Origin of the sequence: Pseudoalteromonas sp. NSLLW218 (assembly GCF_015864775.1) — a bacterium.
Lineage (GTDB): Bacteria > Pseudomonadota > Gammaproteobacteria > Enterobacterales > Alteromonadaceae > Pseudoalteromonas.
The window spans coordinates 221389-247244 of record NZ_JADYWO010000005.1 but is presented as its reverse complement, the minus strand read 5'-3'; the positions used below and the strand labels follow the sequence as shown (position 1 = coordinate 247244).

The following is a 25856-nucleotide window of genomic DNA, read 5'->3' as shown; positions in this document are numbered from 1 at the left end:
GTTCAATTAACGATAGGTAAACATCCGTTGCAAAGAGTTTTCATTAAAGGTATCAAAGGCGGTTTAGGCAGTACCTCTGTGGTTGCAAACCTAGCGTGCGTGCTAAAAAAATCTGACGTTGATGTTATTGCTATCGACCTAGATGCAAAAAGCGACTTAGGTTTACATTTTGGTTTGCCGTGGAAATACACCAAAGGCTGGAGTAATGAAGCTAGTTTTGAAGATGCTCTTGCGCATTTTCACCAAGATAACGATGGCATTATATTTTTACCATTTGGTGATAGCGATGACACCAGCATCGATAAAATTACTAAAATAGTCAATAAATGCAAAAATCTAAATTATAGCGATGAAGCTTGGATACTTTTTGATTGCCCTTCACATATTAATCTTTCTTACTACCCATTAGAAAAAAACGATATTGTTATTGAACTAGTGAATTGTGACGCCATTTGTCACAGCTTAATTTATAGACGCCTGCAAAACCTTAAGAATTCAGATACAACTTGGAAGCATTATTTTTTAGTTAACCGCTATAACTCCGCATCAACGCTAGAGTTTGACTTATTTTCCCTATGGCAATCAACGCTTCCGCTTATGGCTCCGTTTTTTATCAACAGTGACGAAGTAATCAAAGAGTCAACCGCATACAGAAATGTAGCACTTAATTGCGCGCCTTATAGTGTCGCAAACGATGATTTTGAAACGCTAGCCGGTTGGCTAGTTAGTAAAGCGAACTTATAAAATGAGTATTACACTATTTTATCAGCGCCCTATTCACAGCACTTTATACGTGCTGCTGAGCATTTTATTTACTGATAAGTTAGTTCGGTATATTTTATTTAAGTTTCATAGCTACTTTAATCAACATAAAGTAAATGTAATTGAAGCTTTCTTAATGCCTTTTATTACACTTTTAAGCTCGCTATTTATAAATATTAAACAGCATAAAATCAGCTTTGAGTTTACCCTTTATGACTACTACCCTCATTTAAGGTTGCCTTACCGGACTTATATTTACTCAAATATATTACGCTTTGTTATACAAAGTATTTTTTTAGTGTTTTTTAAAAACCAGCTTAAACCGAGCTCTGTAAAAGAAGATGCAGTTAATTATTTTTACGATGGCGTTAGCTATCTTTTAAGGCAATTGCGTTGGTTTGATTTAAAGTTAGGTAAATTATTAAAGCGCCTATTATCAAAAAACAAGAAAGGCCCTAAAAAGAGTGCTTTTAAAGCAATGGCTGATGCACGTGTATGGCAAAATAAATTAGTTAAGTATGTAATTCTCGCATTTATTTTATTTTTACTAGCAATATTCATTACAATTCCTTTTAGTTTGGAAGCTCAAGCCGTTTTTATAAGCTTTATTTTATTAGTTGCGTATGCACTTAAGCGAGTAAAAGGCCAAATGGCAACTATTGTTATGATAACCCTGTCAGTAACTACGTCTTCTCGTTACTTATGGTGGCGCTACACTGAGACTTTAAATTGGGACGATCCACTAGCACTCGCACTAGGTGCAGGCTTATTACTTGCTGAAACTTATGCCTGGCTTGTACTTATTTTAGGCTTTTTCCAAACAGTTAATCCACTTGAGCGAAAACCAGTCCCTTTACCTAAAGACACTGACCTATGGCCAACTGTTGATGTATACATCCCAACTTATAACGAGCCGTTAAGCGTTGTAAGGCCGACTACTCTAGCTGCTCTGAGCATCGATTGGCCTGCAGACAAGTTAAATGTTTATATATTAGATGATGGAAAGCGCCCTGAGTTTAAAGATTTTGCAGCCGAGATTGGAGTGGGTTATTTAGCACGTGCGGATAACAATCATGCTAAAGCCGGTAATATGAATAGCGCTATGCGTTATACCGATGGCGAATATATCGCAATTTTTGATTGTGACCACGTCCCTGCTCGCTCATTTTTACAAATGACAATGGGGCAGTTTTTAAAAGACAGTAAAGTGTGTTTAGTGCAAACACCTCATCACTTTTTCTCAGCCGATCCATTTGAGCGAAACCTTAACAACCACAGCCAAATCCCTAATGAGAACATGCTGTTTTATGGACTTATTCAAGACGGCAACGACATGTGGGATGCAACCTTCTTTTGTGGTTCTTGCGCTGTATTAAAACGAGCAGCACTTGATGATATTGGCGGCTTTGCGTTTGAAACAGTAACGGAAGATGCTCACACAGCACTTCGTATGCAGCGTGCTGGTTATAAAACAGCTTATATAAACATTCCACAAGCAGCAGGCCTTGCCACCGACAGTTTATCAGCGCATATAGGCCAACGTATTCGCTGGGCGCGTGGTATGGCGCAAATATTTAGACTTGATAACCCATTAATGGGCAAAGGTTTAAGCATTCCTCAACGATTATGCTATATAAACGCAATGCTGCACTTCCTTTCGGGTATTCCTCGTATTGTATTTTTAACAGCACCTTTAGCGCTAATATATTTTAATGCATACATAATTTATGCCCCATTTATAGCTATTTTTATCTATGTAGTGCCAACACTAATTCAAATAAAAGCGACTAACTCACGCATTCAAGGCAAGTATCGTTATTCCTTCTGGGGTGAAGTCTATGAGTCAGTACTTGCTTGGTACATATTAAAACCCACTACCGTTGCTTTATTTAATCCTAATAAAGGTAAATTTAACGTAACCGAAAAAGGTGGTTTAAATGATGAAGAACATTACGATTGGGGCATTTCTAAACCGTATTTAATTCTCTTACTTATTAACTTACTTGGAATAATAGTGGGTGTATTACGTCTGTTTTTAGGTGACTCAAGTCAGGTTGGTGTACTTATAATAAGTATGGGTTGGGCTTTTTATAATATTATTATTTTAGGTGCTGCTGTTGCAGTTGCTGCTGAAGCACGCCAAGTGAGGCACTCGCATCGTATTAAGGCAAACTTTCCTGCCGGCGTTCGTTTAGCAAATGGTCATACTTTAAAAGTAAAAATAACAGATTATTCAGATAACGGTGTAGGCATAGAGACTGAACACGCACATTTATGCCGCGTTAACGATAAAATTGAATTATTAATGAGTCGCGGTAACAAGCAATTTTCGTTTACAACTTATGTATGTAATACGCGTAGAAAACAAATTGGCCTTACACTTAAAGATTTATCTCTCGAAAAACAGAGAGCGTTTATACAATGTACCTTCTCAAGAGCAGATGCTTGGTTAGATTGGCAAAATAACTTTAGACATGACCGTCCATCGTATAGCTTCAAAGAAGTGCAAAAAACCAGTTTACGGGGCTTTAGTAATTTACTATTTCATGCTCCAAGAGCGTTACAACCAATTATTAAGTTTATGACTAATGCTGTCATTTACATAAATTCATTTACTCCAAAAAAACCGATAGTGCATAATAATCATGATTAAAAAGTTACTTAATACATTTCTAACATTGTTACTTATTAGTAGCGCATATAAAGTGCTCGCTATCGAGCCTATGCACGACAAAACTATGTTCGTAAATGGCTACCCTGAAAGCGCTCAGGTCTCTAGTTTACGTCTTAGTTTTGAAAAGTTAGGGTTCAACGACTATAAACTCGACGGTGTTAATAACAATTCTCGTGTCGATTTTACAAATAGAATCGACAAGTTAAGCACTAATTTAAAACTTAACTTTTCGTACACTAACTCACCTTCATTACTGGCTAATGTATCGCATTTAAAAGTTTACTTTAACGATAACCTAGTCACTGTATTGCCTATTAATGAACAACTAAGTGTTGTAAAAAATACGGTAAGTCACAGCCTAGATCTAAATGCTAAATATATTCAAGACTACAACCAAATCCGCTTTGAGTTAGTCGGTTACTATGACTTACGATGCCAAGATTACTTTAGCCGCTCAATCTGGACTGAAATAAACAAATCTAGCCATATTACGCTTGATCAAAAACAGTTAGCAATTGATAGCCGTCTTGAGTATTTACCAGAACCATTTTTTGATGCTAAAGATTACAATAAACTAAACTTACCTTTTGTATTTGCAAGCACACCTAATACACAAGCAATAGAAGCTGCAGCCACTTTATCTAGTTGGTTTGGCGCACAAGCTGACTGGCGTGGCGCTAACTTTCCAGTAGTTTTAAATAAAGCACCAGAGCAGCATAGTGTGGTGTTTATTACTAATGACTCAAAACCTGATTTTTTAAAAGATTACCCAGATGTTGAAAAGCCAACCGTTGAGCTAATTTCAAGCCCTATTCACAGATACAATAAAATGCTGTTAATTTTGGGGCGTGATGAAAAAGACTTAAAAACAGCGGTCACAGGTTTGGTATTTGGTCATAAAATTATGACTGGCCGAAGTGCAAGCATCGAAGCAATTAACAAACTCCCACTGCGTAAAGCTTATGATGCGCCGAGATGGCTAAGAAACGATCGTCCCGTGCACTTTGACGAGCTTATTGACTACCCAACTCAGTTACAAGCTGAGGGTCTTAACAACGGCCCTATAAAATTAAATGTTCGTTTTGCACCGGATTTATTTACTTGGCGTGAAAAAGGGATTCCTATTACTTTGCAATACCGTAATACCCCAGAGAGCGAAACATTAAATTCACGTTTGAACATGCTAATAAACCAAGAATTTATAAGTGGTTTTTTACTTGATAAAAAAGACACATCGTTAACTACCGCTAAAACGTTGCTGCCTTTAATTGCTAATACAGACACAACGCAAAGCGCTGAAGACTTTTCATTAGACGGTATTAATCTTGCCAGCCGAAATGAGTTAAATTTTGACTTTAGATTTGCAGTACTTAAAAAAGGCGAATGTGCCGTTGCTCCACCTGGTGGCGAGTACGGGGTAATTGATGGAAACTCTAACATTGATGTAAGTGGGTTTGATCATTACATGGCTTTACCTGATTTAAATGTATTTGCAAACAGCGGATTCCCATTTACAAAATACGCAGACTTACAACAAACTTTAGTATTGATAGATGAAGTTCCATCACCTAAAGCACTATCTGTATTGTTTAATTTAACAGGCCACTTTGGTGCTATTACAGGCTACCCCGCTCATAGAATAAGTGTTGCTCATTTAAACGAAGATGCCAACTTAGATGATAAAGACATCTTAGTAATCGCCAAACCTAATAGCATTGCTAATAACTTAGATGAAGATGCGCAAACCAATATCCTGCTTGATAATAATCAGCGCGCTATAAAACAAGCCATATACAATGGTGCTTACGATGAGCAGACAACAGATAAAGTCCAAGTAAGTATAAAAAGTAGTGGTGATATGGCCGTTATTACTGGCTTTCAATCACCGTTTGATTCAGAGCGTTCAATTGTATCGCTTAGTGCAACATCACAAAAAGCCTTTACTCTACTTGATGATGCGTTAATGAGTTCAGAAGCTCTTGCGCAAATTAAAGGCAGTGCTGCGGTCATAAATTCTCAAGGCATTAAGACAATTAAAACTGATGAACAATATTTTGTTGGTCACATTCCTGTGCATACCCTAATTTGGTTCCATTTATCGGATCACCCATTTGTACTGGCACTATTGTCTATTTTAACACTACTGCTGATCTCATTTATTATATGGCGATTACTACAAGCATTAACATACAAGCGCTTAGCTGAAGGAGATAAGTAATGAAGTCACTCATTAATGTATTTTTTACCGTGATTGCATTATTTACCTTTAATGCCAATGCACAAATAGAGCAATGCCAACCATGGGATGCATGGCAAACGTTTAAAAGTAACTTTATAAGCCAAGATGGTCGCGTTATTGATTTGGGGAGTGAGCAAAAAGTCACAACCTCTGAAGGCCAATCTTATGCCTTATTTTTTGCTGTTGTAGCAAATGACAAAGCAATGTTTGACTTAGTGCTTGATTGGACGCAAGAACATTTATCAGAAGGTGATTTAAGCACTCGTTTACCGGCATGGCAATGGGGTGTTAACAATCAAAATGTTGGCGGAATTTTAGATTCAAATCCAGCGTCTGATTCTGACTTATGGATAGCATACAGTTTATCGCAAGCTGCTATTCTTTGGGATGACCGCCGCTACAGCATATTAGCAGCCGTACTTGCGAAGCGGATAATGCGTGAAGAAACCGCCTATATTTCGGGCCTAGGTTTATCATTACTACCCGCCCCTACTGGTTTTGAATTTGATAATGAGCGTTTTAAGTTAAACCCAAGCTACTCACCGTTATTTATTTATCAGCAGTTTAAAAAGCTTTATCCACACTCGCCTTGGCATCAACTGCACGAAGGCTCAGCAAAGTTGATTTTAGATACAGCAAAGCAAGGTGTTAGCCCTGACTGGGTAATGTTTGATGCAAATAACGGCTTTTATTACGATAAAAAAACGAGCGATTTGGGCAGTTACAACGCTATTAGAGTATATTTATGGGCAAGTATGATGGCAGACAACGCACCTTATAAAAAAGAGCTATTAGCGCAATTTAACCCTTTTATAGAAACAATTAATAAACGTGGTTACGTGCCTTTAAATACTTTTGCTAAATCTGGAAAATCTGAAAAAAGAGGCCCTCTGGGCTTTAACTCAGCTTTATTACCTTTACTAGCGACTAATAACGATAATTCTACAGTAATGGCGATCCAGCAAAAACTAATGATTGATAAATCATTTACCCAGACTCGTTATTACGACAGCGTACTTAACTTATTTGGTACAAGTGCTTTAAATAAGCGTTTTTCAATTACAGCAGATGGGACGCTACAACCAGTATGGAGCACTGAATGCCGTTAAGGTTTGCCCTCGCTTGCACATTAGCGCTTAGCTCTGGATTAAGCGCTAACACAGTCAACGATATTGATACGCAATCTGTTGATTGGTTATTAAGCCAAATAGGTATTGGTGAAGCACAGCAAAATAAAAAACTAGTTGAAGATAGCTTGAGAAAGCTAGTCGCTATTGCCCCTGCCCGCATAGAAACACAGTGCGCGGTAGCGCGTTATGATTTTGCCAATGGCGAATCAGCGAAAGCCAACCAATTACTAAGTAAAATAGATAATGGGCTTACCAAACAAGCTCCGTGCGTTGAAAAGCTAAAAGTCCTTTCGCGTACTGAAGGAAAAGACAAATCTTCAATTCAGCAAGCTAAATTATTGGCTCGCGCGGGTCGTTATGAACAAGCTCGCGAAATCTATAATAATATTTTTAAAAACGTCTACCCTACATTAGATTACGAGCTTGAGCATTTAAGCTGGTATGGACAAGATAGCTCCCAATGGGAAAGTGTTAAAAAAGGCTATAATAAATTAGCTCAAAGCTACCCAAGTATTGCGCAGATAGAAATTGCTTATGCGCGTCACCTACTTAGGCGTAATCTTACAGATAAAAAAGCGATTGATATTTTAAGTAAATATGGTGCAGGCCCTACTTTTATTAATGAAGTAGAATATATTTGGCTTAGTGCTTTGCTAGAAATGCCCTTAACGGATGATACAGTTAAGCAGTATCAGCGCTATTTCACTCTTTATCCTTTTAGTAGTAAAGGTGAATTACAATACCAAGACTTTCTAAAAGATTATAAAAAACGTCAAACACTTCTTGCCGACCCCGCCTATCAACTTTGGGTAAGAGGCGATAAATTACTTGAGAAAAATAAACTTGCTGCCGCAGAGCCTTTACTTTTAAAAGCTTTAAGAGGCCGACCGCAAGACGGCGCTATAATGCGAAGCCTTGGCACACTCTATTTACGCCTTGGTGAAAACCAAATGTCGTATCAATATTTTACTCGTGCACAAAAGTACACAACTGAGTTCGCTGAACGTGAAACACTACAAGAATTAGCAAAAACAGCTAAGCTTTGGCTTTATATACGCGAAGCTAAAAATGCCATTAATAATAAAGAATTTAAAACGGCTAAGCTTAAGCTTGATTTAGCAGCCACCTTAGAACAAGAAACTAATACAGTAATATATAACAAAGGTTTATTACAATTTGCTCAAGGGCAATATTCACAGGCTGCACTTACATATCAAATTGTTTTAAGAAGTGATCCACTTAATAGCAGCGCTTTAATAGGCCTACTTGAAATAGCTGAATTAGAGCAGAATGAAAAAGCCCTAACCTCTTTTTATAACAGCTTATCGTTTAATCAAAAGAAACTAATTAAAGAATCTTATTCTGTATCTTTAAGCAGTCAGTACCGTGCAAAGGCAAATACGTTTGCACAGTCGGGAGATTTAGAGCAAGCCGAAAAAGTATTAAAAGACGCTATTGAAATAGCGCCAGAACAGCCTTGGTTATACTACGATTTAGCCTTTATATACCAACAAAAGGGGCTGACAGAAGAGGCCCGCGCTTTATTTAATAATGTGCTGTGGCAATTTCCGTTAAACCCTCAGATTCGTTACAGCCACGCGCTTTTTTTACGATCCCTTGATGATTATCAAGGTGCTATTAAAACCTTGCAGTACATTCCATTTAAATCCAGAGATAAAGACATTATTGCGCTTGAACAGCAGCTGCAACTTAATGACTCTTTGACACAAAGTGAGCGCCACCTTGATGCTAAAGATAAAGCCACTGCAATCTATCATTTAAGCAACCTAGAAGCACAAAATTTAACACCCGCTATGCAGGCAGAGTTATCGCGAAGCTGGTATCGAATTAATGAAAAAAAACACGCTATAAAACTTATAAACAAAGCACTGGAAGCTGAGCCTTCTCTTTCTGCTTATTGGCATACACTTTATGGTGAGTGGCTTTTAGAGCAAGGTGATGAAAATAAAACGAAGCAATGGTTTGAAAAGTACGTATTACCAGAGAGCGCAACTGAAAACGAAACAACTCAATATGTACAGCTACAAAATAGCTATATTACTCAGTATTACAATGGTAGTGATTTAATCGCTAAGCTTAACCAGCTGGATCAAAAATATAAAAATACTCCAGCAACAACTACTGCCCTTATTAATGCAAATTTAGCACTTGAACAACGCGAAGCGGCCGTTATTTTGTACCAGCAAAAAGTACAAAATAAACAAACCATTGAACCTCAAGCACTACTCGCTATTGCTAATGCATACATAGAACTTGGGGACGACTTTCAAGCAAAAGAAGTTACGCAAAAAGCGATTACGCAAACCACATCGCAAGAAGGTTATTTGCAACGCCAAATCATGTCATCTCTCAATGAGTTTAATTACTCAGGGGATGCACTTTACTTAGCTAAGCAACTTGTTGAAAAGTCACCCAACGATCAAGAACTACGTTATTTAGGCGCTCAAGTAGCCAGCAAATTCAACGAAACCGAACAAGCACAATCTTGGTACGCGCAAACCCTATTTCCTAATCGTACATTAAATGAAAAAGAGCTTTACGGAGCGCTTTCAAAAATAGATGAAAACGATGAATGGTATGTAAACGGTGCTAAAAGAGAGCTAATAAACGAGCAAAACAAAAACCAAGCATACATTGCTATTGGTGTTAACTTTAGTGGGCAAACAAGCACCGAAAGCGAAGCAACACTTGGTGCGGGCTTAGTCCCGATTGAGGCTTACTTTCCGCTTTGGCAAGGCCAAGGGTTTATTAAAGTAGACCCGACTACTATTAGCGCACAAACAACGCGCTTTGATGAGCAATTTGCTGGCAGCCGCTATGGACAAGGTGCACTGTGTATTTTTACCTGTTCAATCAATGAAGTAACACCACAGGAAAGTGGTGTAGATGTAGGTATTGGTTGGCAAAATGAAAACTGGCGTGTTGATGTAGGTACAACTCCACTTGGCTTTTTAATTGAAGATATTGTATGGGGTGTAAATTACGCAGACAGTTTTGGTGATTTTGGATACAGCCTAGAACTTGAAAAACGCCCAGTTACAAGCTCGGTACTTTCTTATGCAGGTCTTAAAGATGTAAAAACAGGTGAAGTTTGGGGTGGTGTACGCTCTACAGGCCTAACGGCTAATGTATCACACGACTTAGGCGGAAAATGGGGTTTTTGGTCAAGCGCCGACTTTACCCTATATAAAGGCCAAAATGTAAAAGACAACCAACGCTATCGTATGATGGGCGGTACTTATTACCGTGTAATTAGCAATCAAGAGCGTGAATTCACCGCAGGCGCTAGCTTATTACATTGGGCATACAAGTATAATTTAAGTGAAGAAACATGGGGTCATGGTGGTTATTACAGCCCACAAAACTATGTAGGTTTATCTGTGCCACTCACTTATGACGCGCGTTGGGGCGATGATTTTGTTTATCGATTAAAAACCGGTGTTTCCTACTCGCAAACAAAAACTCAATCTATTGATTTCTTCCCTAATGATGGCGATTTGCAAATAGCTGCATATGATAGAGAGTCAATAACAGGTGTTGATCCTGTATTTGAAGGTGAAACAAGTTCTGGTGTTTCATATAATCTTGAAGGTAGTTTTGAGTATAGAATAACGCCGAATTGGTTCTTTGGTGGTTACTTAGCCATCGATCGTTCTGACTTTTACGAACCAAATTTTGGCCAGCTTTATATACGTTACTACTTTAATCCTGTGTACGGAACACTTGAGTTTCCAGGCACCCCTATTGTTCCTTATGCTGAGTTTTAACTTGGCATAAGGTGATACACCGCGAACACTTCCCCTAGCACTAAGGTATATGTATACTTGAGCGCAATTGTAACTAGGATAAGGGTGTGTCTCTTACCTTGTGGTGTTACTGCCATATAGCAAATCATTATCTTAGCTACAAATAATATACTGATGGTCGAGCATTTTAGTGGTTACAAATTCTAAAATAGCTAAAGCAAAAAATTATAAGGCCATTACAACAATTCTTAAAGTTAGGAAGTAAATATGAGTTCAGCTCCAGATAGTGGTTGGTGTGGCCACCCTAAAGGACTTTCGACATTGTTCTTCACTGAAATGTGGGAACGAATGAGTTATTACGGTATGCGAGCTATGCTCGTATTATTCATGACAGCAAGCTTACAAGAAGAAGGCCTTGCCTTTACTGTTGCATCAGCTGCTGCAATTTATGGTTTGTATACGGGCGCAGTATACTTTTTAGGCTTACCTGGTGGTTGGCTAGCTGATAGATTGTTTGGTGGTCAAAAAGCAGTTTGGTATGGCGGTATAATCATTATGATTGGCCACATTATTTTGGCTATTCCACATGATTATTCTTTCTTCATTGGCTTAATATTTGTAGCAACAGGTACTGGTTTACTAAAACCAAATATCAGTGCAATGGTAGGCCAACTATACAGTGATACTGATGAGCGTCGTGATGGCGGTTACGCTCTTTATTACATGGGTATTAACATGGGTTCTTTAATAGGTTACTACGTATGTGGTTACTTTATGGAGAACGTAGGCTGGCACTGGGCATTTGGTGCGGCAGCTGTCGGTATGGCCATTGGTTTAGTTCAGTACAAACTCACACTTAATAACTTACCAGAGCATAGCTCTTTACCAGCAAATCCATTAGGTCCTAAAGGTACTTCACGTGCATGGATTGGTATTGCTGCATTTGTAATTGCAGCTGCTGCAGTTACTACGGCTGCAATGACCGGCGCAATTGTAATCAATCCAACAGTGGTTGCAGGTTACACAGCGATTGTATTTACTATTATCTTTTTTGTTTATTTTGGTGTTATTTACTTTACAGGTAAATTAACCGATGCCGAAAAACAAAGAATGTGGGCACTATTTTTAGTCTGTATTGCTTCTGCATGTTTTTGGTCTGGCTTTGAACAAGCCGGTTCTTCATTAAACCTATTTGCCCGTGATTACACCGACCGATTTATTGGTACTTTTGAAATCCCTACAACGTGGTTTCAATCATTAAACTCACTGTTTATTATTGCTTTATCGCCATTTTTTGCAGCGCTTTGGATTAACTTATCTAAAAGCTTAGTGTCACCTAGCTACAGCGTTAAATGTGCAATTGGCTTAATTATCATGGCATCTGGCTTTTTAGTTATGTTTATGGCGGCTCATTACGCAGCTGAAGGCCTAAAAGTAGCGCCTTACTGGCTTGTTACTACGTACTTTTTACATACAGTGGGTGAGCTTTGTTTAAGCCCTGTAGCGTTAAGTGCTGTAAGTAAGTTATCGCCTAGACGTTACACAGGTCAAATGATGGGTGTATTTGTATTAACTTACTCAATCGGTAATATTATTGCGGGTTTACTTGCTGGTAATTTCGATCCGAATAATGTTTCTGAAATTCCTAACTTATACTTACAAATTGCATTATTTAGCATTGGTGTTGGTGCTGTCTTAGTACTAATGACCTTTAAAGCTAAAGTATGGGAAAAACAAGGGTTAGAAGAGAAAGTCTCTTAATTGTTGTTTATTTTTAATATAACAACATAACCTAAACATTCCTCCATAGCTTCTATGGGGGAATTTTTTTATTCAACTTTGCCCTGCCCCCGTTAACTGATATTATGTCCTGATTGATTATTCAATAGACTCAGGGACAGCAGTATATGCATTCATTAAGATTATTACGTGCCACTCTAATAGCATTTCTCCTTATTTTTTTATCTGCCTGTGGTGGAGCCGAAGATCAAGTTACAGTAAATCCAAATGATCCTTTAGAACCTGAGTCTAGTGGCTTAATTATTACCAATGCTAATGGCTTACAAACGTCATTAGATGAAGGTAACTTTACTATCAATGCCCCTGGGGAAATAGTGGCTAACGATACTGAAATAACCTACGAAAAATTAGTCCTTGATGAGAATAATCAAGCTAAAAATATCATTTCAGATATACATACGCTTACCCCGAATACACTCCAACTTTCTAGCCCAATGACAATCACTATAAAAATACCTGACGACTATGTATTAGGCGGCCAATTAACTATTGCGCGTTTGAGCGGCGATTCTTGGTCAAGTATTACTAATTCAACGGTATCGCAAGGCTTTGTTAGCGCACAAGTAGACCAACTAGGTAGCTATGCAATAGAAATGCAACGTACTGTCGCGTTTTCTGATATTGGCCCAACCTGTGATGCAAATGCAACAGAGCAATCTGTAAGGTTTGTGCACGTTGCCGACATGCATTCTCGCTTTGGGTATCAGGAACAATATTTTAGCCGCATTAAAGCTTATTATAAAAAAGCGCTAAGCGAATCTCCGCATACATTATTTACCGATGGTGGTGATGATTACGAAAAAGGGACCGTTGCAGAGCAAATATCACAAGGCTTAGCCTCTGATGAAACCGTAAAGCTAATGGCTTTTGATTTACGTGTTTTAGGCAATCATGACTATGCATGGGGTCCTGAAAAGCTGCTTGAGTTTTCACAAGACGATAATGCCATTGTACTTGCAAGTAATACCCGATTTGAGGGAGAAAAAAATAAGAGTTTTGGCGGTGTCGACTTTGCTAAAGTACAGGTTGGCTGCATAACATTGGGTGTGTTTGGGATGACGTCAGTACCATGGGATGAACTTGACGAGCCAATTGAAGATGACCCTATTCCTGACTTTATAAAACAATTTAAAATGAGTTGGAAGTGGCAACAAATCGCACAAAGTATTGTAAGCCAATACAGCGGTGATGTTGATTACATGATAATGCTAAGCCACTTAGGTAAAGGAACTGACGTTGAGATAGCAACCAATGTGCCTGGTATAGATTTAGTGCTTGGTGGGCATACTCATGGTGGTGAAGACTTTATAGAGCTTGAAAATAATGCTTTAGTCATTCAACCAGAATTTTATGCTCGCGGAGTCACCGATTTAAATTTAGTATTTAATACTGCAGATAAAGCACTAAGTCGTTACGATTATCAACATGTAGATACGCGAACATCTATAGAACCTGACGAAGAAACCAAGCTAGCTATCGATGAAGTAATGGGCCGATATGCACCCGATGCTGATACAGAAATTGCCATTTCAGAAAACTACCCAAGTAGTTTTGAAGTTGCACAAATAGCAGCACTTGCAACTAAACATTCAAGCTCAATCAACGCAGCGCTGCTTAACCCTGAACTTGTACAAAAAAGATGGACGCCAGGCACTGTTACACAAGAAGATTTTCACAAAGCATTTTATGTTGAAAGACAGCCTTCAAACACACCTGGCTTTAATTCGCTGTATCAAGTAACCGTTACAGGCACTGATTTAAATACAATGATTGCCAGCCAACCCGATTGGTTTGTGTTAAAGCCAGAAGATATTCAAGTAACGACAAATTATAATGTCGCTTTATTTAAAGGTGCGGCACTTAATCCAGATTTATTTTTTAGCAGTGTTACTTTTAATGATGTAAAGCCAATTGCCGAAGCATGGTGGCTACTTGATCAATACGCGCGCTTTAGAACAACTCAATGTCTTCACCTTGATACAGACACACAGCTTAATGCTTGCCAAGATGTTGCAAATATAACAACTTGGAACTTTGACGATCCAACAAACCCACTAACTCCAGACTCAGGCCCATCTGTTTTAAGCTACTTTGACCCAGAAAATGACGGTTGGGGCCCAGAAGATACACGCTATGAGACAACCACTGATCTTAATATTGCCGATTTAACTGATGGTCCTTCTGGTGTAATGGCTTTTACTCGTCACTCTCCAACAGAAGGCCTATTAATTACGTTAAACACAGCTGCAAATGGTGATTTTAAGGATGACGGGTTAGTGTCTGACTACACAATAGTTATGGATATAAACTGGCCATTGGAAACAAACGACATTTACCGCGCAATAATCCAAGCAGATACCGAAAACTACGATACAGATGACGCAGATATATTTGCAAGCCCAGACGGTGGGTACGGTGAAGCAACCAGCAATAGTGGATACTTTGGCGATACTGAACCAGGTAACTGGCATCGTATTGCCTTTGTATTTTATGCCGCACCAACAAATGGCGTATTTGAAATATACGTAGATGGTGAACTCGAAGGCGTTAAAGAAGAAGGTGAGATAAACCGTCGATGGGCACTTGATAAAACAATCCTGTTATTTACAGATAACAACTACGAAACCCGACCTGGTTACTTAAATGCATTACTCTATGCTGGTCGTGCTATGACTCGCGGTGAAATTAAAAGTATGGGCGGCGCACAACAAAAGTTGTCCTTTGAGCAACCAACGCGAGTGTTAAATCAAACGATTGAACGTCACTATCAAGCTGCGCCAGCGATAAAAACAAACCAATGGATTGAGCAACGTAACAAGTTCTTTGGTAGCAACTCTAAAAGTGTAAATAATTAAATACAACTAAGCTTTTGCTTGTTCATTCTAAAAGGAGGCTTCACGCAAGTGAACTCTCCTTTTTGTTATTTAAAAACAACACATTAAGAATAAAAACCACTATTCAATCCTATGCCATATAACTTCATTTTATTTAACTGTATTACAAACACGTAACTTTATAATAACCGTCCTATAAAATTTACACATACACTACACACTAAATAGTGCCCCCCTCTTCCCCAAATCAAAAATCTGGTTGATTATCTACTGCAATATGACAACAACACATAATCGCAGTGCTTAATTGCGGGAGTAATAATAATGAGTGAAGTAAATAACTATTTAGGTTTAGTCGGTATTGAATTTACCGAGTACGCAACACCTGATGCTGATTATATGGATAAAGTATTTACTGATTTTGGCTTCTCTAAGCTTAAAAAATTCAAAGGTAAAGACATTGTTTATTACAACCAAAACGATATTCATTTTTTACTGAATAACGAGCGTGAAGGTTTTTCTGCAGAATTTGCTAAAAGCCATGGTCCTGCTATTTGTTCAATGGGTTGGCGTGTTGAGAATGCGCAAAAAGCATTTGAAACTGCTGTAGAGCGTGGTGCAAAACCAGCCACTGATTCAACACATAAAAACATGCCTTACCCTGCAATTTATGGCATTGGCGACAGCCTAATTTACTTTATTGAAAATTTTGGCGACAAAGGTACTATTTACGAAAGTGATTTTGAAGATTTAGAAACGCAAAATATTGTAGAAGATAAAGGCTTTATCCGAATCGATCATTTAACCAATAACGTTTATAAAGGCACCATGGAAAAATGGGCTAACTTTTATAAAGACGTATTTGGTTTTACTGAAGTACGCTACTTTGACATTAAAGGTCAAAAAACAGCGCTTATTTCGTATGCACTAAAATCACCTTGTGGCACCTTCTCTATTCCAATAAACGAAGGTAAAGGTAACGATAACAACCAAATTGATGAATACCTTGGTGAGTACAACGGCCCAGGCGTTCAACATTTAGCGTTTTTAACAGATGACCTAGTAAGTTCTCTTGATAAGCTTGATAAATCAACAATTGCAACGCTCGATATTATCCCAGAGTACTACGATACTATTTTTGACCGAGTACCTTGGGTTGCTGAAGATAAAGAAAAAATTCGTCAGCACCAGATACTCGTAGATAGCCAAAGTGAAAATTGTTATTTATTACAAATTTTCTCTAAAAACTTATTTGGTCCAATCTTTATAGAAATGATCCAACGCGTTGATGATGGTGGCTTTGGTGAAGGTAACTTCCAAGCATTATTTGAATCAATCGAACGCGACCAAGAGCGTCGCGGCGTTTTATAAAATATTTGAGTAAATTAAAAGCAGCGAACTTCGCTGCTTTTTGTCGTTTTAATATTTAAAAAGTATGGCGCCAAGTACAAGTATGATTAAATAAACTATACCTTGTCGCCATACAGTAAAATCCAAAGGAAATGTAATGAGCCTAATTAACGAAACCCACGATATTAATTTAACCAGCTGGGTAGAGTCAGCTAATGTTGATAATTGCGACTTCCCTATTCAAAACTTACCGTTTGCAGAGTTTCGCCGTAAAGGGTCTGATGAGGCCTTTCGTGGTGGTGTTGCAATTGGTGACCAAGTAATTGATTTAGCAAAACTGAGTAAATTAAATGTTTTAACAGGTGACGCTAAAACAGCCGCTGATGCAGCAAGTGAAGCAACTCTAAATACATTTATGGGTTTAGGGGGGCAGTATTGGTCAGCACTGCGTTTAGCGCTTTCAAAAGCACTACGAGCAGGCTCTGAGCACCAACAAGCGCTTAGCGATACGCTTGTAGCACAATCTGATATAGAGTTTTCTTTGCCTTGTCGTATCGGCGATTACACCGACTTTTACACTTCTATTTATCATGCTACTGCTGTGGGTAGTTTGTTTCGCCCTGATAACCCATTACTACCTAACTATAAATGGGTACCTATTGGTTATCATGGTCGTTCTTCATCTATTGACGTATCAGGTCAAACATTTCATCGCCCTAAAGGCCAAACTAAAGCGCCTGATGCAGAAGTGCCATCATTCGGTCCTTGTAAACGCCTTGATTACGAACTAGAGCTGGGTATTTACTTAGGTAAAGGCAATGCACTGGGCGATGCAATCGCTATCGAAAATGCTGAAAACCACGTATTTGGCTTTTGTGTATTTAACGATTGGTCAGCACGTGACTTGCAAGCGTGGGAATACCAACCGCTTGGTCCATTTTTAGCTAAAAACTTTGCTTCAACTGTATCGCCTTGGATTGTTACAACCGAAGCGCTAGCGCCTTATAGAACAAGCTGGACGCGTGATGAAAACGATCCACAGCCTATGGACTATTTAGAGTCAAAAGCGAATCGCGACCAAGGTGCTTTTGATATTCAAATGGATGTTAAAATCCAAACGCAAAAAATGCGTAGCGAAGGCCATAACCCAACGCGTGTATCAACATCTAGCTTTAAGCACTCTTACTGGACTGTGGCACAAATGGTTACTCACCACACAGTAAATGGCTGTAACTTTATGCCAGGTGACATGTTAGGTTCGGGCACTCAGTCTGGTCCAACGCACGAAGAAGCGGGTTCTTTACTTGAGCTTTCTCGTGGCGGTAAAGAAAAAATTACGCTAAGCAATGGCGAACAACGTAGCTTTTTAGAAGATGGCGATAACGTTATTATGCGCGGCTGGTGTGAAAAAGAAGGCTATGCACGCATAGGTTTTGGCTCTGTAGAGAGCACAGTACTGCCTACAAAGTAATACGAGTATTAAAAATAATTATTAAAAGGGCTGCTTACTAAAAGCAGCCCTTTTTTATTAATTTTTGAACAGTTACAATTTTTTTCTAGCTTTTTTAACTCAAATTGCTATCTTAATTCGGTTAATAGCCAGTGTTTATATGCCATGTCAGTATTTATAAAGTCTTTTTATCATAAATTTTTCCCAGCTCGTCAGCTACTTATTCGCCAAAATGGCGAAGTTAAGCATGTTGTTTTAGCCTCTTGGTTTCAACTTCTTGTAGCATCGCTTATTTTAGCCACTTTTATTTGGCTGAGTATTTCGAGCTTTCGTGTTTACACACAAACTAATAAAATATCTGATATAGAACAAAGTCAAATAAACAAGCAAACACTTTGGCAACAAAAAGTCAGTGAACAGCAAGCCCTGCAAGCAACGCAATTAGAACAACTTGCAATACTTGAGCAAAAGCAGGCGCTACTGCAAAGCATGATAGAGTCCCTTCCCGCTTCGATTAGCAAAGACGTTATTAAGCTTGATTCAGATCTTGACGTGCCAATCAATGAAAGCAGCAATGAATTTCACGAACCATTAGTCGATGAAAATCCAAAAAGTAAACAGGCGCAGTTAATAGCTCCAATTCCATTCTCAGCAAGAATTGCCAATTTGAATAATCACTATGAACAAAGTTTTAACTTTTTAGATAACCAAATTAGCGAACGTCACCAAGCTATTTTAGCTATGGTGAAAGGTGCAGGGATTGAGTCTGCGCTTGAGCAACATTTAATCTTAAGCGACCAAACAACCGCACAAGGTGGCCCACTTGATACATTTAACGAAACAAAAATCCCAAGCCACTTTTTAGCTATCGTTGATAAGTTATTAGCATTAAATAATTTAGAAAACTTTTTAACTGAGCTACCAAATACCCTGCCTTTAGCTAAAGCTAAATATTATATTTCAAGCAACTTTGGCCTCAGAAAAGATCCAATGAATAGCAATCATGCCTTTCATAAAGGAATAGATTTAGCCGGTTGGCATAAAACCGAAATATTTGCGCCAGCAGACGCTGTAGTGCTTCGTGCCGGTCGTAATGGTGGTTATGGTAACTTTATTGAGCTGGAGCATAAAAATGGCTTAGTGACACGATTTGGACACTTAAATAAAATTAAGGTGAAAAAAGGTCAGCAGATCACTAAACACGACATAATTGGTTTAATGGGCAGCACAGGTAGAAGCACAGGCACTCATTTACACTACGAAGTATTGCTTAACGGTAAACAAGTCAATCCTCTAAAAATAACAAAGGCGCTTTCTCGTGTTTGGTAGAAAAAAACAAAAAACAGTTAGCTCTAATTTAAAAAGAGTAAATCACACACCGTCTATTATTTCACAAGACGTCTGCCTTACAGGCACTTTAATTAGCCAGGGTGAAGTACAACTTGATGGCCGCATTGATGGTGACATAAAAGTGGAGCATTTAGTTATTGGTTCAACGGGTGTTGTTGAAGGTATTGTTGAAGCTAAAAGCGTCATTGTTAAAGGCAAAGTTATTGGCTCAATTAATGCCAGTGAAGTGAAAGTACAAAGCGGTGCGCATGTTCATGGCGATGTGTTTCACGATACATTGAGTATTGATGCAGGCGCAGTAATTGAAGGCAGTTTAAAGCAACGTTTTGAAAAAGAAGAGCCTGAACTAATTTCAAAAGAACTTAAACCTGCAAAAGAAGTTAAAGCATTGTTGAAGGAAGACGGCAGCGACTTATCGTTTGTAAATAAACAAGCCGCTGATAAAAGCTAAGTCAAATCAGCTTAACGTAAGTTACCTTTTTTCAGTAATGTACATTGTAATATCTGCAGTGAAAACAAGTTCATTGCGGGTGTTATAAAGCTTAACCGGTACTACTAAGTCCTCTTTATCAATCCACCTATGTGGTAAATCAATTTCCGCAATTGCAGTCACGTCAGTATCTACTTTTGCTAAGTAGCGGACAGTCATCCCTTTTGGGATCCAACGATGGGTTTTAACTGGCACTGTTGCATCGACCATCACACCCGCACACAACTCAGCTAAGTTACACTGCGCAATAGCATGAATAGTTCCAATATGATTATGAACGCTGCGACGATTTTTAACCACTGCGCTACAATGCCCTTCTCGAAGGTCAAGTACGTAAGGCTTCATCGAACCAAAGTATGGCGCTTTAAAACAAACAGCTTTAGTAAAAAGCCAATTCCCAAAAGGTAGACGCTTAAATTTATGCCATGTTTGTACAAGTGCAGATTTATTACTCATTATTATTTTTTCCATCAACAGTTACTTTTCTCAAATTAACACATCAGACCAGCTTTAAAAAGCGCATTTATACTGCCTTTTTAGCTTAATCTAATCAAATAATAATAATGACAATCTATGCAGGGGCCATAAGCCCTTTCTTTTTTACGAGTGCCCACCTAAAATACTCGGCAAAAGGAGACTCAATGCAAACACAGCCCGCTAAACCTAATATGACTTTATTACTTATCTTAGCGTTACTCGTTATATTTTGCCCTATGGCAATCGATATTTACTTACCCGCTTTTCCTACTATTGCAGAACAATTTGCAGTAACAGAACAACAAGTACAGCAAACCGTTGCTATTTTTATGCTAACAGTAGGTTTAGGCCAATTAATTGCAGGTCCTTTAGCTGATAAATTTGGCCGAAAGCCAGTGGCTATAGTGGGCATTAGTTTATATGCAGGCTCAGCATTACTTGCCTATTACTCACCATCTTTTGAAGTATTAATGATTGCACGTGCGCTTCAAGGTTTTGGAGCGTGTGCCACATTTGTTGTCGCATTTGCGATAGTGCGTGACAAATATGGTAGTGAACGAAGCGGGCAAATGATCACTTATCTTAACGGGATTGTGTGCTTTATTCCGGCAATGGCACCTATTTTAGGGGCCTGGCTTACCGTACAATTTGGCTGGCGTATGAACTTTATGTTTTTAACCGCGTTTGCCATTTTAGGCCTTATTGTTACTCTATTCTTTTTTAGAGAGACCCGTCCTGCTGATAGCCATTATCAGGGCCATATTTTAGATTTGCGTCGCTTTACACCGATTATTAAAACACCAATATTTTTGTTTAATAGTCTAATTTGTATGGTCGCCATGTCGGCTATATTAGTTTATGTAACGCTCGCACCAGGCTGGCTTATTACGCATTTAGGCGGCACAGTAGCCGACTTTACTTTTTGGTTTACGTTAAATGCCGTAATAAGTATTGTCGCAAGTTTTATATTACCAACGTACATTAAACGAAATAGCCAGCGCGCTTTGCGTGTCGGTGTGAGTGTACTGGTTTTTTCAGGCATTTTAATGCTAGCCCTTAGCGGTATAGAAACAGCATTTGCGCTTATGTTACCTATCTTAATTGCAGCATTAGGGTTTGCTTTAAGTTTAGGCTCTGCTGCAGGTATGTCCCTATCTAGCTTTCCTAAACAAGCAGGCACAGCCTCTGCATTACTTGGTGCTATGCAAATGAGTGGCGCGAGTATACTCGTTGTTTTAACCCAATATTTGGGGTTAAGTACACCGTGGTTAATTGCTTTTCATTTATTATTACTAGTTCCGCTTTGGATTATTTTAATGAGTAAAAAAGCACATACTTTACATCCAACTAAAAGCGCTCAATGATCAATCCTGATTTTTTAGTTTCATTTTTATTAGCCAGCTTTTTAATGGCAGTAGCGCCTGGGCCATCAAATGCATTTTTGATGGCACAAACATTTGCTAATGGACGAAGCGCTGGTATGCAAAGTGCTTTTGGTTTTGCATTAGGTGGGGTTGTTCATACGCTGTTTGCTGTTGTAGGCCTAAGCGCAGTACTAAAAGCTTCTCCTAGTGCCTATGCCGCAGTGCAATATGCAGGCGCAGCATACTTATGTTATTTAGGGCTTGTGATGATTAAAGGCACGTTAAAGCAGCAAGAGCTTGTATCTGAGGGCACGCAAACCGATAAACCGCATATAAATACCAGCAAAAAAAGTAACGTCATGTTTCAGGCCATGATGACTGAAGTACTGAACCCTAAAGTGGCGCTGTTTTTTATTGCATTTATTCCGCAATTTGTAGATCCAACACTTTCATCTGCTACTTTTCAGCTCGCTTTTTTTGGCTTACTTTACCCTCTTTTTGCTTTTCCGATTGACTGCACGTATATTTATTTTGGCGACAAAATTGCACAGTTTTTTAGACGTAACCCAAATAGCCAACTTTGGATTGATAGAATCACCGGCATTGTATTTATTGCCCTTGCTATCAATCTATTATTTTAACTAACCAAAACAGTGGTTAACTAATAAAAAGAATCAGCATGGAACAAAAAACACAATCTCTTCCCGCGCAAAAGAATATTGCTTTAGTTGCACACGACGGTAAAAAAGCAGCATTAAAAGTATGGTGTGAAAAGCACAAAGACATATTAAGCAAACACACTTTATATGGCACCGGTACTACGGGGCATTTAATCCAAAAGACCACAGGGCTTGATGTAGTTCAGCTTTTAAGTGGCCCAATGGGCGGCGATCAGCAACTAGGCGCTAAAATAGCGGAGCATGAAATACATGTTTTAATATTTTTTTGGGACCCATTAGCATCACAGCCTCACGACCCTGATGTTAAAGCACTGCTACGTTTAGCCGCTGTTTGGAATATTCCGGTGGCGTGTAATGAAGTAAGCGCCGATATGTTATTGAGCTCACCGCTTATGGACGTAGAGCTTGAGCGTACATTGCCAGATTACGAAAAATACCTCGCAACCCGACAAATAGATCTTTAAATTTTTAAGCTACTTATAAAGCATGCTGGCCCATTTAGTCAGGCCAGCGGTTACACTACCAAAGTGATCCCCGTTAACCATTTTTATATCACCTAAATGCTCACTTAAGGCTGCTTTGATCAATGGTGATTGTGCACTACCGCCTGTTAAGTAAATAATGTCTGGCGTGGTTGCAGCGTCGCTGATTGCTTGTTTTGCTAAAGTAACTATTTGACTAATACTACTCTCAACGGCAACACTTAAGTCACTCACCGATACATTTTTATTCAGCCCACTATCTAAAAAGCTTAAATCACAATCAAATGTACTTGCAGATGAAAGTGCTATTTTAGCCGATTCACCTTGTTGCACTAACTGATGGCCTTGCTTGTTTTGCTGTAAATGTATTAAACGCTTATAAAGCTCTGGCGCACTTACATCACGTAATTGTGCATTCAGCTCTCGGGTATGGCTTTCACTATAGAATTGGCTTTGTAAGTTTACATCGTTAATTTTACACGCTTGCCAAAACGCTTGATTAGGCAAAGGCAAACCCGATTTAAACGTACTGCCTAAACCCAATAACGGCATTAAACCATGATAGCTCAATGCAATATCTAAATCATTTCCGCCAATACGTTTACCGCTGTGGGATAAAAAATCGCCATCGCGCTGGCTATTGCCTCTAAAGCTTGGGCCCATTTGTACAAACGAGCAGTCACTTGTACCACCACCAATATCAATAACAAGTACTTTTTGATCCTGAGTTAAATCACTCTCATAATCGATACCCGCAGCAAGTGGCTCATATAAAAACTCTACGTCTTTAAAACCAGCACGTTTAGCAGCGCGTTCTAAAATACCGACCGCTTGTTGATTTGATTGCTCACCACCCACAGCCTGAAAGTTTACTGGGCGACCAATCACTGTTTGCGTAAGTGTTTTACCTAGAGAGAGCTCAGCACGTTGCTTAATTTTTAAAATCATCGCGGTTGCAATATCTTCAAAAAAGTTAATTTGACCTTGCTTTAAACCTGTTGCGCCAAAAAATGATTTAGGGGACTTAACAAAGTAACCTTCTTCAGGAAACTGCACGTACTCGCTAATCGCTTCACGACCAATAAATAGGGTTTCATCTGAAGGTTGTAAATCAAGGTCTGACTTAATACGCGGTAAGGTATTTAATAATGCTTCGCGCTGAGTTAAAAAGTTATGTTCATGGTCTGTGCCGTGTAAATGCTTAGCAACAAAGTCAACAACCAAGGCACTGTGATGAGTGTAAAGTGTAGACGGTAGGTAATGTTTTCCTTGCTCTAGCGGTACTAATTGAACATTACCCTCGCTCATTACACCCATAGCACAATTAGAACTACCGTAATCAAAACCTACAAACATACTTCACCACACATTACCAAAAAGGCCGCGCAATTTAGCACACTTTGTAAAATTTATAAATGTTATAAACTGTCTCTGGCACGTAAAAAACTAGCGAAACGCGGTAAACCATTTTTTGTTAAACCATGAAATCGATATGTTACAGTGCTACCTATCTCGGGCGGGGCTGCGCGCTGTGCATCACTAAACCCAGTACCAATAGAAAATACCTGCCCTTGTACTGTTTTTACTCTTAATGCCCCTAACATACCTTGGTACTTGCCTTTACCTGGTAAATGCGCAACTACAATCGCTTCAGCATCTAAATAAGGCTTTAATTTTAGTAATGAATTGCTCCGTCCATTACTGTGCTTAGCACTAGCCAAATGAAGCATTACGCCCTCACCACCCTGTTTAGTTATGTTTTCAAAATACTCTGTAAGCTGCTCATTATTGGTAAAGCTATATTGAACTACAACACTAATATGCGGCGAGTTTAGGCTAGTAATGAGCTCATTATAGTTTTTATAGCGAGTGCTAAAAGGCAAGTTTTTATCTGGCATATCAAATACTTTATAAGTAATAGTTTGCCAATCATGATTATTAGGTTTTTTAGTTCTTACTATGCCACTAAGCACAGAAAAGTGCTTACGCTTGGTCCATAGCTCACCATCAAGCCATACATTTGGCAATGTGGCTGTAAACCAACTTGGCGAATTGATAATATTGCCCTTGCGAGTAACAAACTGCGTGCCAGTCCATATAGCTCTGACACCATCATATTTTTCACTGACTAAATATTTACTTACATCATAATGTTTAGTTTCGTCATATACTTTAGCCAGTAAAACAGAGGGTTGTGCTGCACTTATACATTGCGTAAAAAGTACAGCAACAATTAAAAGCAGATGTTTAAAAGTAAACATTGGCGCATCCAAGCAAGTAAAAGTTGGCTTAAACTATAGTTGAGATTGCGCCCATTGCCAAAACTCATCTAAGTTACTCATTTTATAAGTAGCTTGGCTAAAATCATGATCTTTAGTGTGGCTATTAGCAATAGCTACAACACGTAACAAGGCGTTGTTGGCCGCCGTAACGCCGGTAAATGTATCCTCAACAGCAATTGCATTGCCAGCTTGTATATTTATCTGCTTAAGCGCCAGTAAATATGGGTCTCCTGCTGGTTTAGGATTAGTTACATCATCTTTTGTTACCACCGTGTCAAACAGCTCATAAAACCCTAAACCTTTAAGTATTGGCATGGCTTCACTTTTAGCACTACCAGTTACTAGCGCCATTTTTAAGCCACTCGCTTTTACGGCTTTCAATGTTTGCTCTGTAAATGGCATGAGTGGCGGTAAATGTGTTATTACATATTCGCCAAATAGGCGGTATTTTTCATCCGCTAAAAACTGTGCACTTACCGATAAGTTATGCTCTTGCTTAATCTCTATTGCAGCTTCTAAAGTCGGGCGCCCCGAAAAACGCTGACAAAAATCATTTTCTAAATAACTAACACCATAAGGCTTAAGTAGTTTACTCCAACATACAAAATGCATGCTTTCTGAATCAACTAATGTGCCATCCATATCAAATAATACTGCCTGTAATGTCATCCTCATTCCTTATTCCTTATTTAACCTAAGCTAAATTTTGATAATAAAAAAGGCGC

The 25856-nt window shown here is 38.7% G+C and carries 18 protein-coding genes; 14 read left to right on the top strand and 4 right to left on the bottom strand.

All coding sequences use genetic code 11. From position 1 onward, the window contains the following. Positions 1-27: 27 nt before the first annotated feature. The 11 genes from bcsQ (at position 28) to I6E80_RS09510 (ending at position 19807) form a co-directional block, all read left to right on the top strand. Positions 28-744: a cellulose biosynthesis protein BcsQ gene (gene bcsQ, locus I6E80_RS09560; protein ID WP_170072074.1), complete on the top strand. Its 717-nt coding sequence runs from the start codon at positions 28-30 to the stop codon at positions 742-744. Position 745: 1 nt separating this feature from the next. After that, positions 746-3415, top strand: coding sequence for a UDP-forming cellulose synthase catalytic subunit (bcsA, locus tag I6E80_RS09555; protein WP_197185429.1), 2670 nt, complete (start codon positions 746-748; stop codon positions 3413-3415). Next, on the top strand, positions 3408-5654 hold the full coding sequence (gene bcsB / locus I6E80_RS09550) for a cellulose biosynthesis cyclic di-GMP-binding regulatory protein BcsB (RefSeq protein WP_197185428.1): 2247 nt from the start codon (positions 3408-3410) through the stop codon (positions 5652-5654). The genes bcsA and bcsB overlap by 8 nt, the downstream gene beginning before the upstream one ends. After that, on the top strand, positions 5654-6784 hold the full coding sequence (gene bcsZ / locus I6E80_RS09545; RefSeq protein WP_165721317.1) for a cellulose synthase complex periplasmic endoglucanase BcsZ: 1131 nt from the start codon (positions 5654-5656) through the stop codon (positions 6782-6784). Before bcsB ends, bcsZ begins: the two co-directional genes overlap by 1 nt. Next, positions 6775-10593: a cellulose synthase subunit BcsC-related outer membrane protein gene (locus tag I6E80_RS09540; RefSeq protein WP_197185427.1), complete on the top strand. Its 3819-nt coding sequence runs from the start codon at positions 6775-6777 to the stop codon at positions 10591-10593. The genes bcsZ and I6E80_RS09540 overlap by 10 nt, the downstream gene beginning before the upstream one ends. A gap of 246 nt (positions 10594-10839) precedes the next feature. Then, positions 10840-12333, top strand: a complete 1494-nt coding sequence (locus tag I6E80_RS09535) for a peptide MFS transporter (RefSeq protein WP_197185426.1) — start codon at positions 10840-10842, stop codon at positions 12331-12333. A 146-nt stretch (positions 12334-12479) separates the two neighbouring features. Beyond that, a complete protein-coding gene (locus I6E80_RS09530; protein ID WP_197185425.1) occupies positions 12480-15227 on the top strand; it encodes a metallophosphoesterase in 2748 nt (915 codons plus the stop codon). A 303-nt stretch (positions 15228-15530) separates the two neighbouring features. After that, positions 15531-16577, top strand: a complete 1047-nt coding sequence (gene hppD / locus I6E80_RS09525; RefSeq protein WP_008134701.1) for a 4-hydroxyphenylpyruvate dioxygenase — start codon at positions 15531-15533, stop codon at positions 16575-16577. 136 nt (positions 16578-16713) lie between these two features. Beyond that, positions 16714-18027 carry a fumarylacetoacetase gene (fahA, locus tag I6E80_RS09520; protein ID WP_010555130.1) on the top strand — a complete coding sequence of 438 codons (1314 nt, stop codon included), beginning with the start codon at positions 16714-16716 and terminating at the stop codon, positions 18025-18027. 144 nt (positions 18028-18171) lie between these two features. After that, positions 18172-19335 (top strand): M23 family metallopeptidase, encoded by a 1164-nt coding sequence (locus I6E80_RS09515; protein WP_197185424.1) that lies wholly within the window; start codon positions 18172-18174, stop codon positions 19333-19335. Continuing rightward, positions 19325-19807, top strand: coding sequence for a polymer-forming cytoskeletal protein (locus I6E80_RS09510; protein ID WP_076925442.1), 483 nt, complete (start codon positions 19325-19327; stop codon positions 19805-19807). The genes I6E80_RS09515 and I6E80_RS09510 overlap by 11 nt, the downstream gene beginning before the upstream one ends. Before the next feature lie 21 nt (positions 19808-19828). On the opposite strand, the gene I6E80_RS09505 is transcribed toward I6E80_RS09510, so the two are convergent. Continuing rightward, positions 19829-20302: a hotdog fold domain-containing protein gene (locus I6E80_RS09505; protein ID WP_165744095.1), complete on the bottom strand. Its 474-nt coding sequence runs from the start codon at positions 20300-20302 to the stop codon at positions 19829-19831. Between the two features lie 185 nt (positions 20303-20487). On the opposite strand from I6E80_RS09505, the gene I6E80_RS09500 reads away from it, so the two are divergent. The 3 genes from I6E80_RS09500 to I6E80_RS09490 are packed head-to-tail and all read left to right on the top strand — an operon-like array spanning position 20488 to position 22831. After that, complete coding sequence (locus tag I6E80_RS09500) at positions 20488-21687, top strand: multidrug effflux MFS transporter (protein WP_076925441.1); 1200 nt, start codon at positions 20488-20490, stop codon at positions 21685-21687. Further along, positions 21684-22328, top strand: coding sequence for a LysE family translocator (locus I6E80_RS09495; protein WP_170072066.1), 645 nt, complete (start codon positions 21684-21686; stop codon positions 22326-22328). The genes I6E80_RS09500 and I6E80_RS09495 overlap by 4 nt, the downstream gene beginning before the upstream one ends. 38 nt (positions 22329-22366) lie before the next feature. Continuing rightward, positions 22367-22831 (top strand): methylglyoxal synthase, encoded by a 465-nt coding sequence (locus tag I6E80_RS09490; RefSeq protein ID WP_076925439.1) that lies wholly within the window; start codon positions 22367-22369, stop codon positions 22829-22831. Between the two features lie 9 nt (positions 22832-22840). Here I6E80_RS09490 and yegD read toward each other — a convergent pair whose 3' ends face one another. The 3 genes from yegD to I6E80_RS09475 form a co-directional block, all read right to left on the bottom strand. Continuing rightward, the gene (yegD, locus tag I6E80_RS09485) at positions 22841-24205 is read right to left on the bottom strand and encodes a molecular chaperone (protein WP_197185423.1); all 1365 of its coding nucleotides are present in this window, start codon (positions 24203-24205) and stop codon (positions 22841-22843) included. A gap of 62 nt (positions 24206-24267) precedes the next feature. Beyond that, positions 24268-25110 carry a DNA ligase gene (locus tag I6E80_RS09480; RefSeq protein WP_197185422.1) on the bottom strand — a complete coding sequence of 281 codons (843 nt, stop codon included), beginning with the start codon at positions 25108-25110 and terminating at the stop codon, positions 24268-24270. Positions 25111-25143: 33 nt separating this feature from the next. After that, positions 25144-25800, bottom strand: coding sequence for an HAD family phosphatase (locus tag I6E80_RS09475; protein WP_165744092.1), 657 nt, complete (start codon positions 25798-25800; stop codon positions 25144-25146). Positions 25801-25856: the final 56 nt, after the last annotated feature.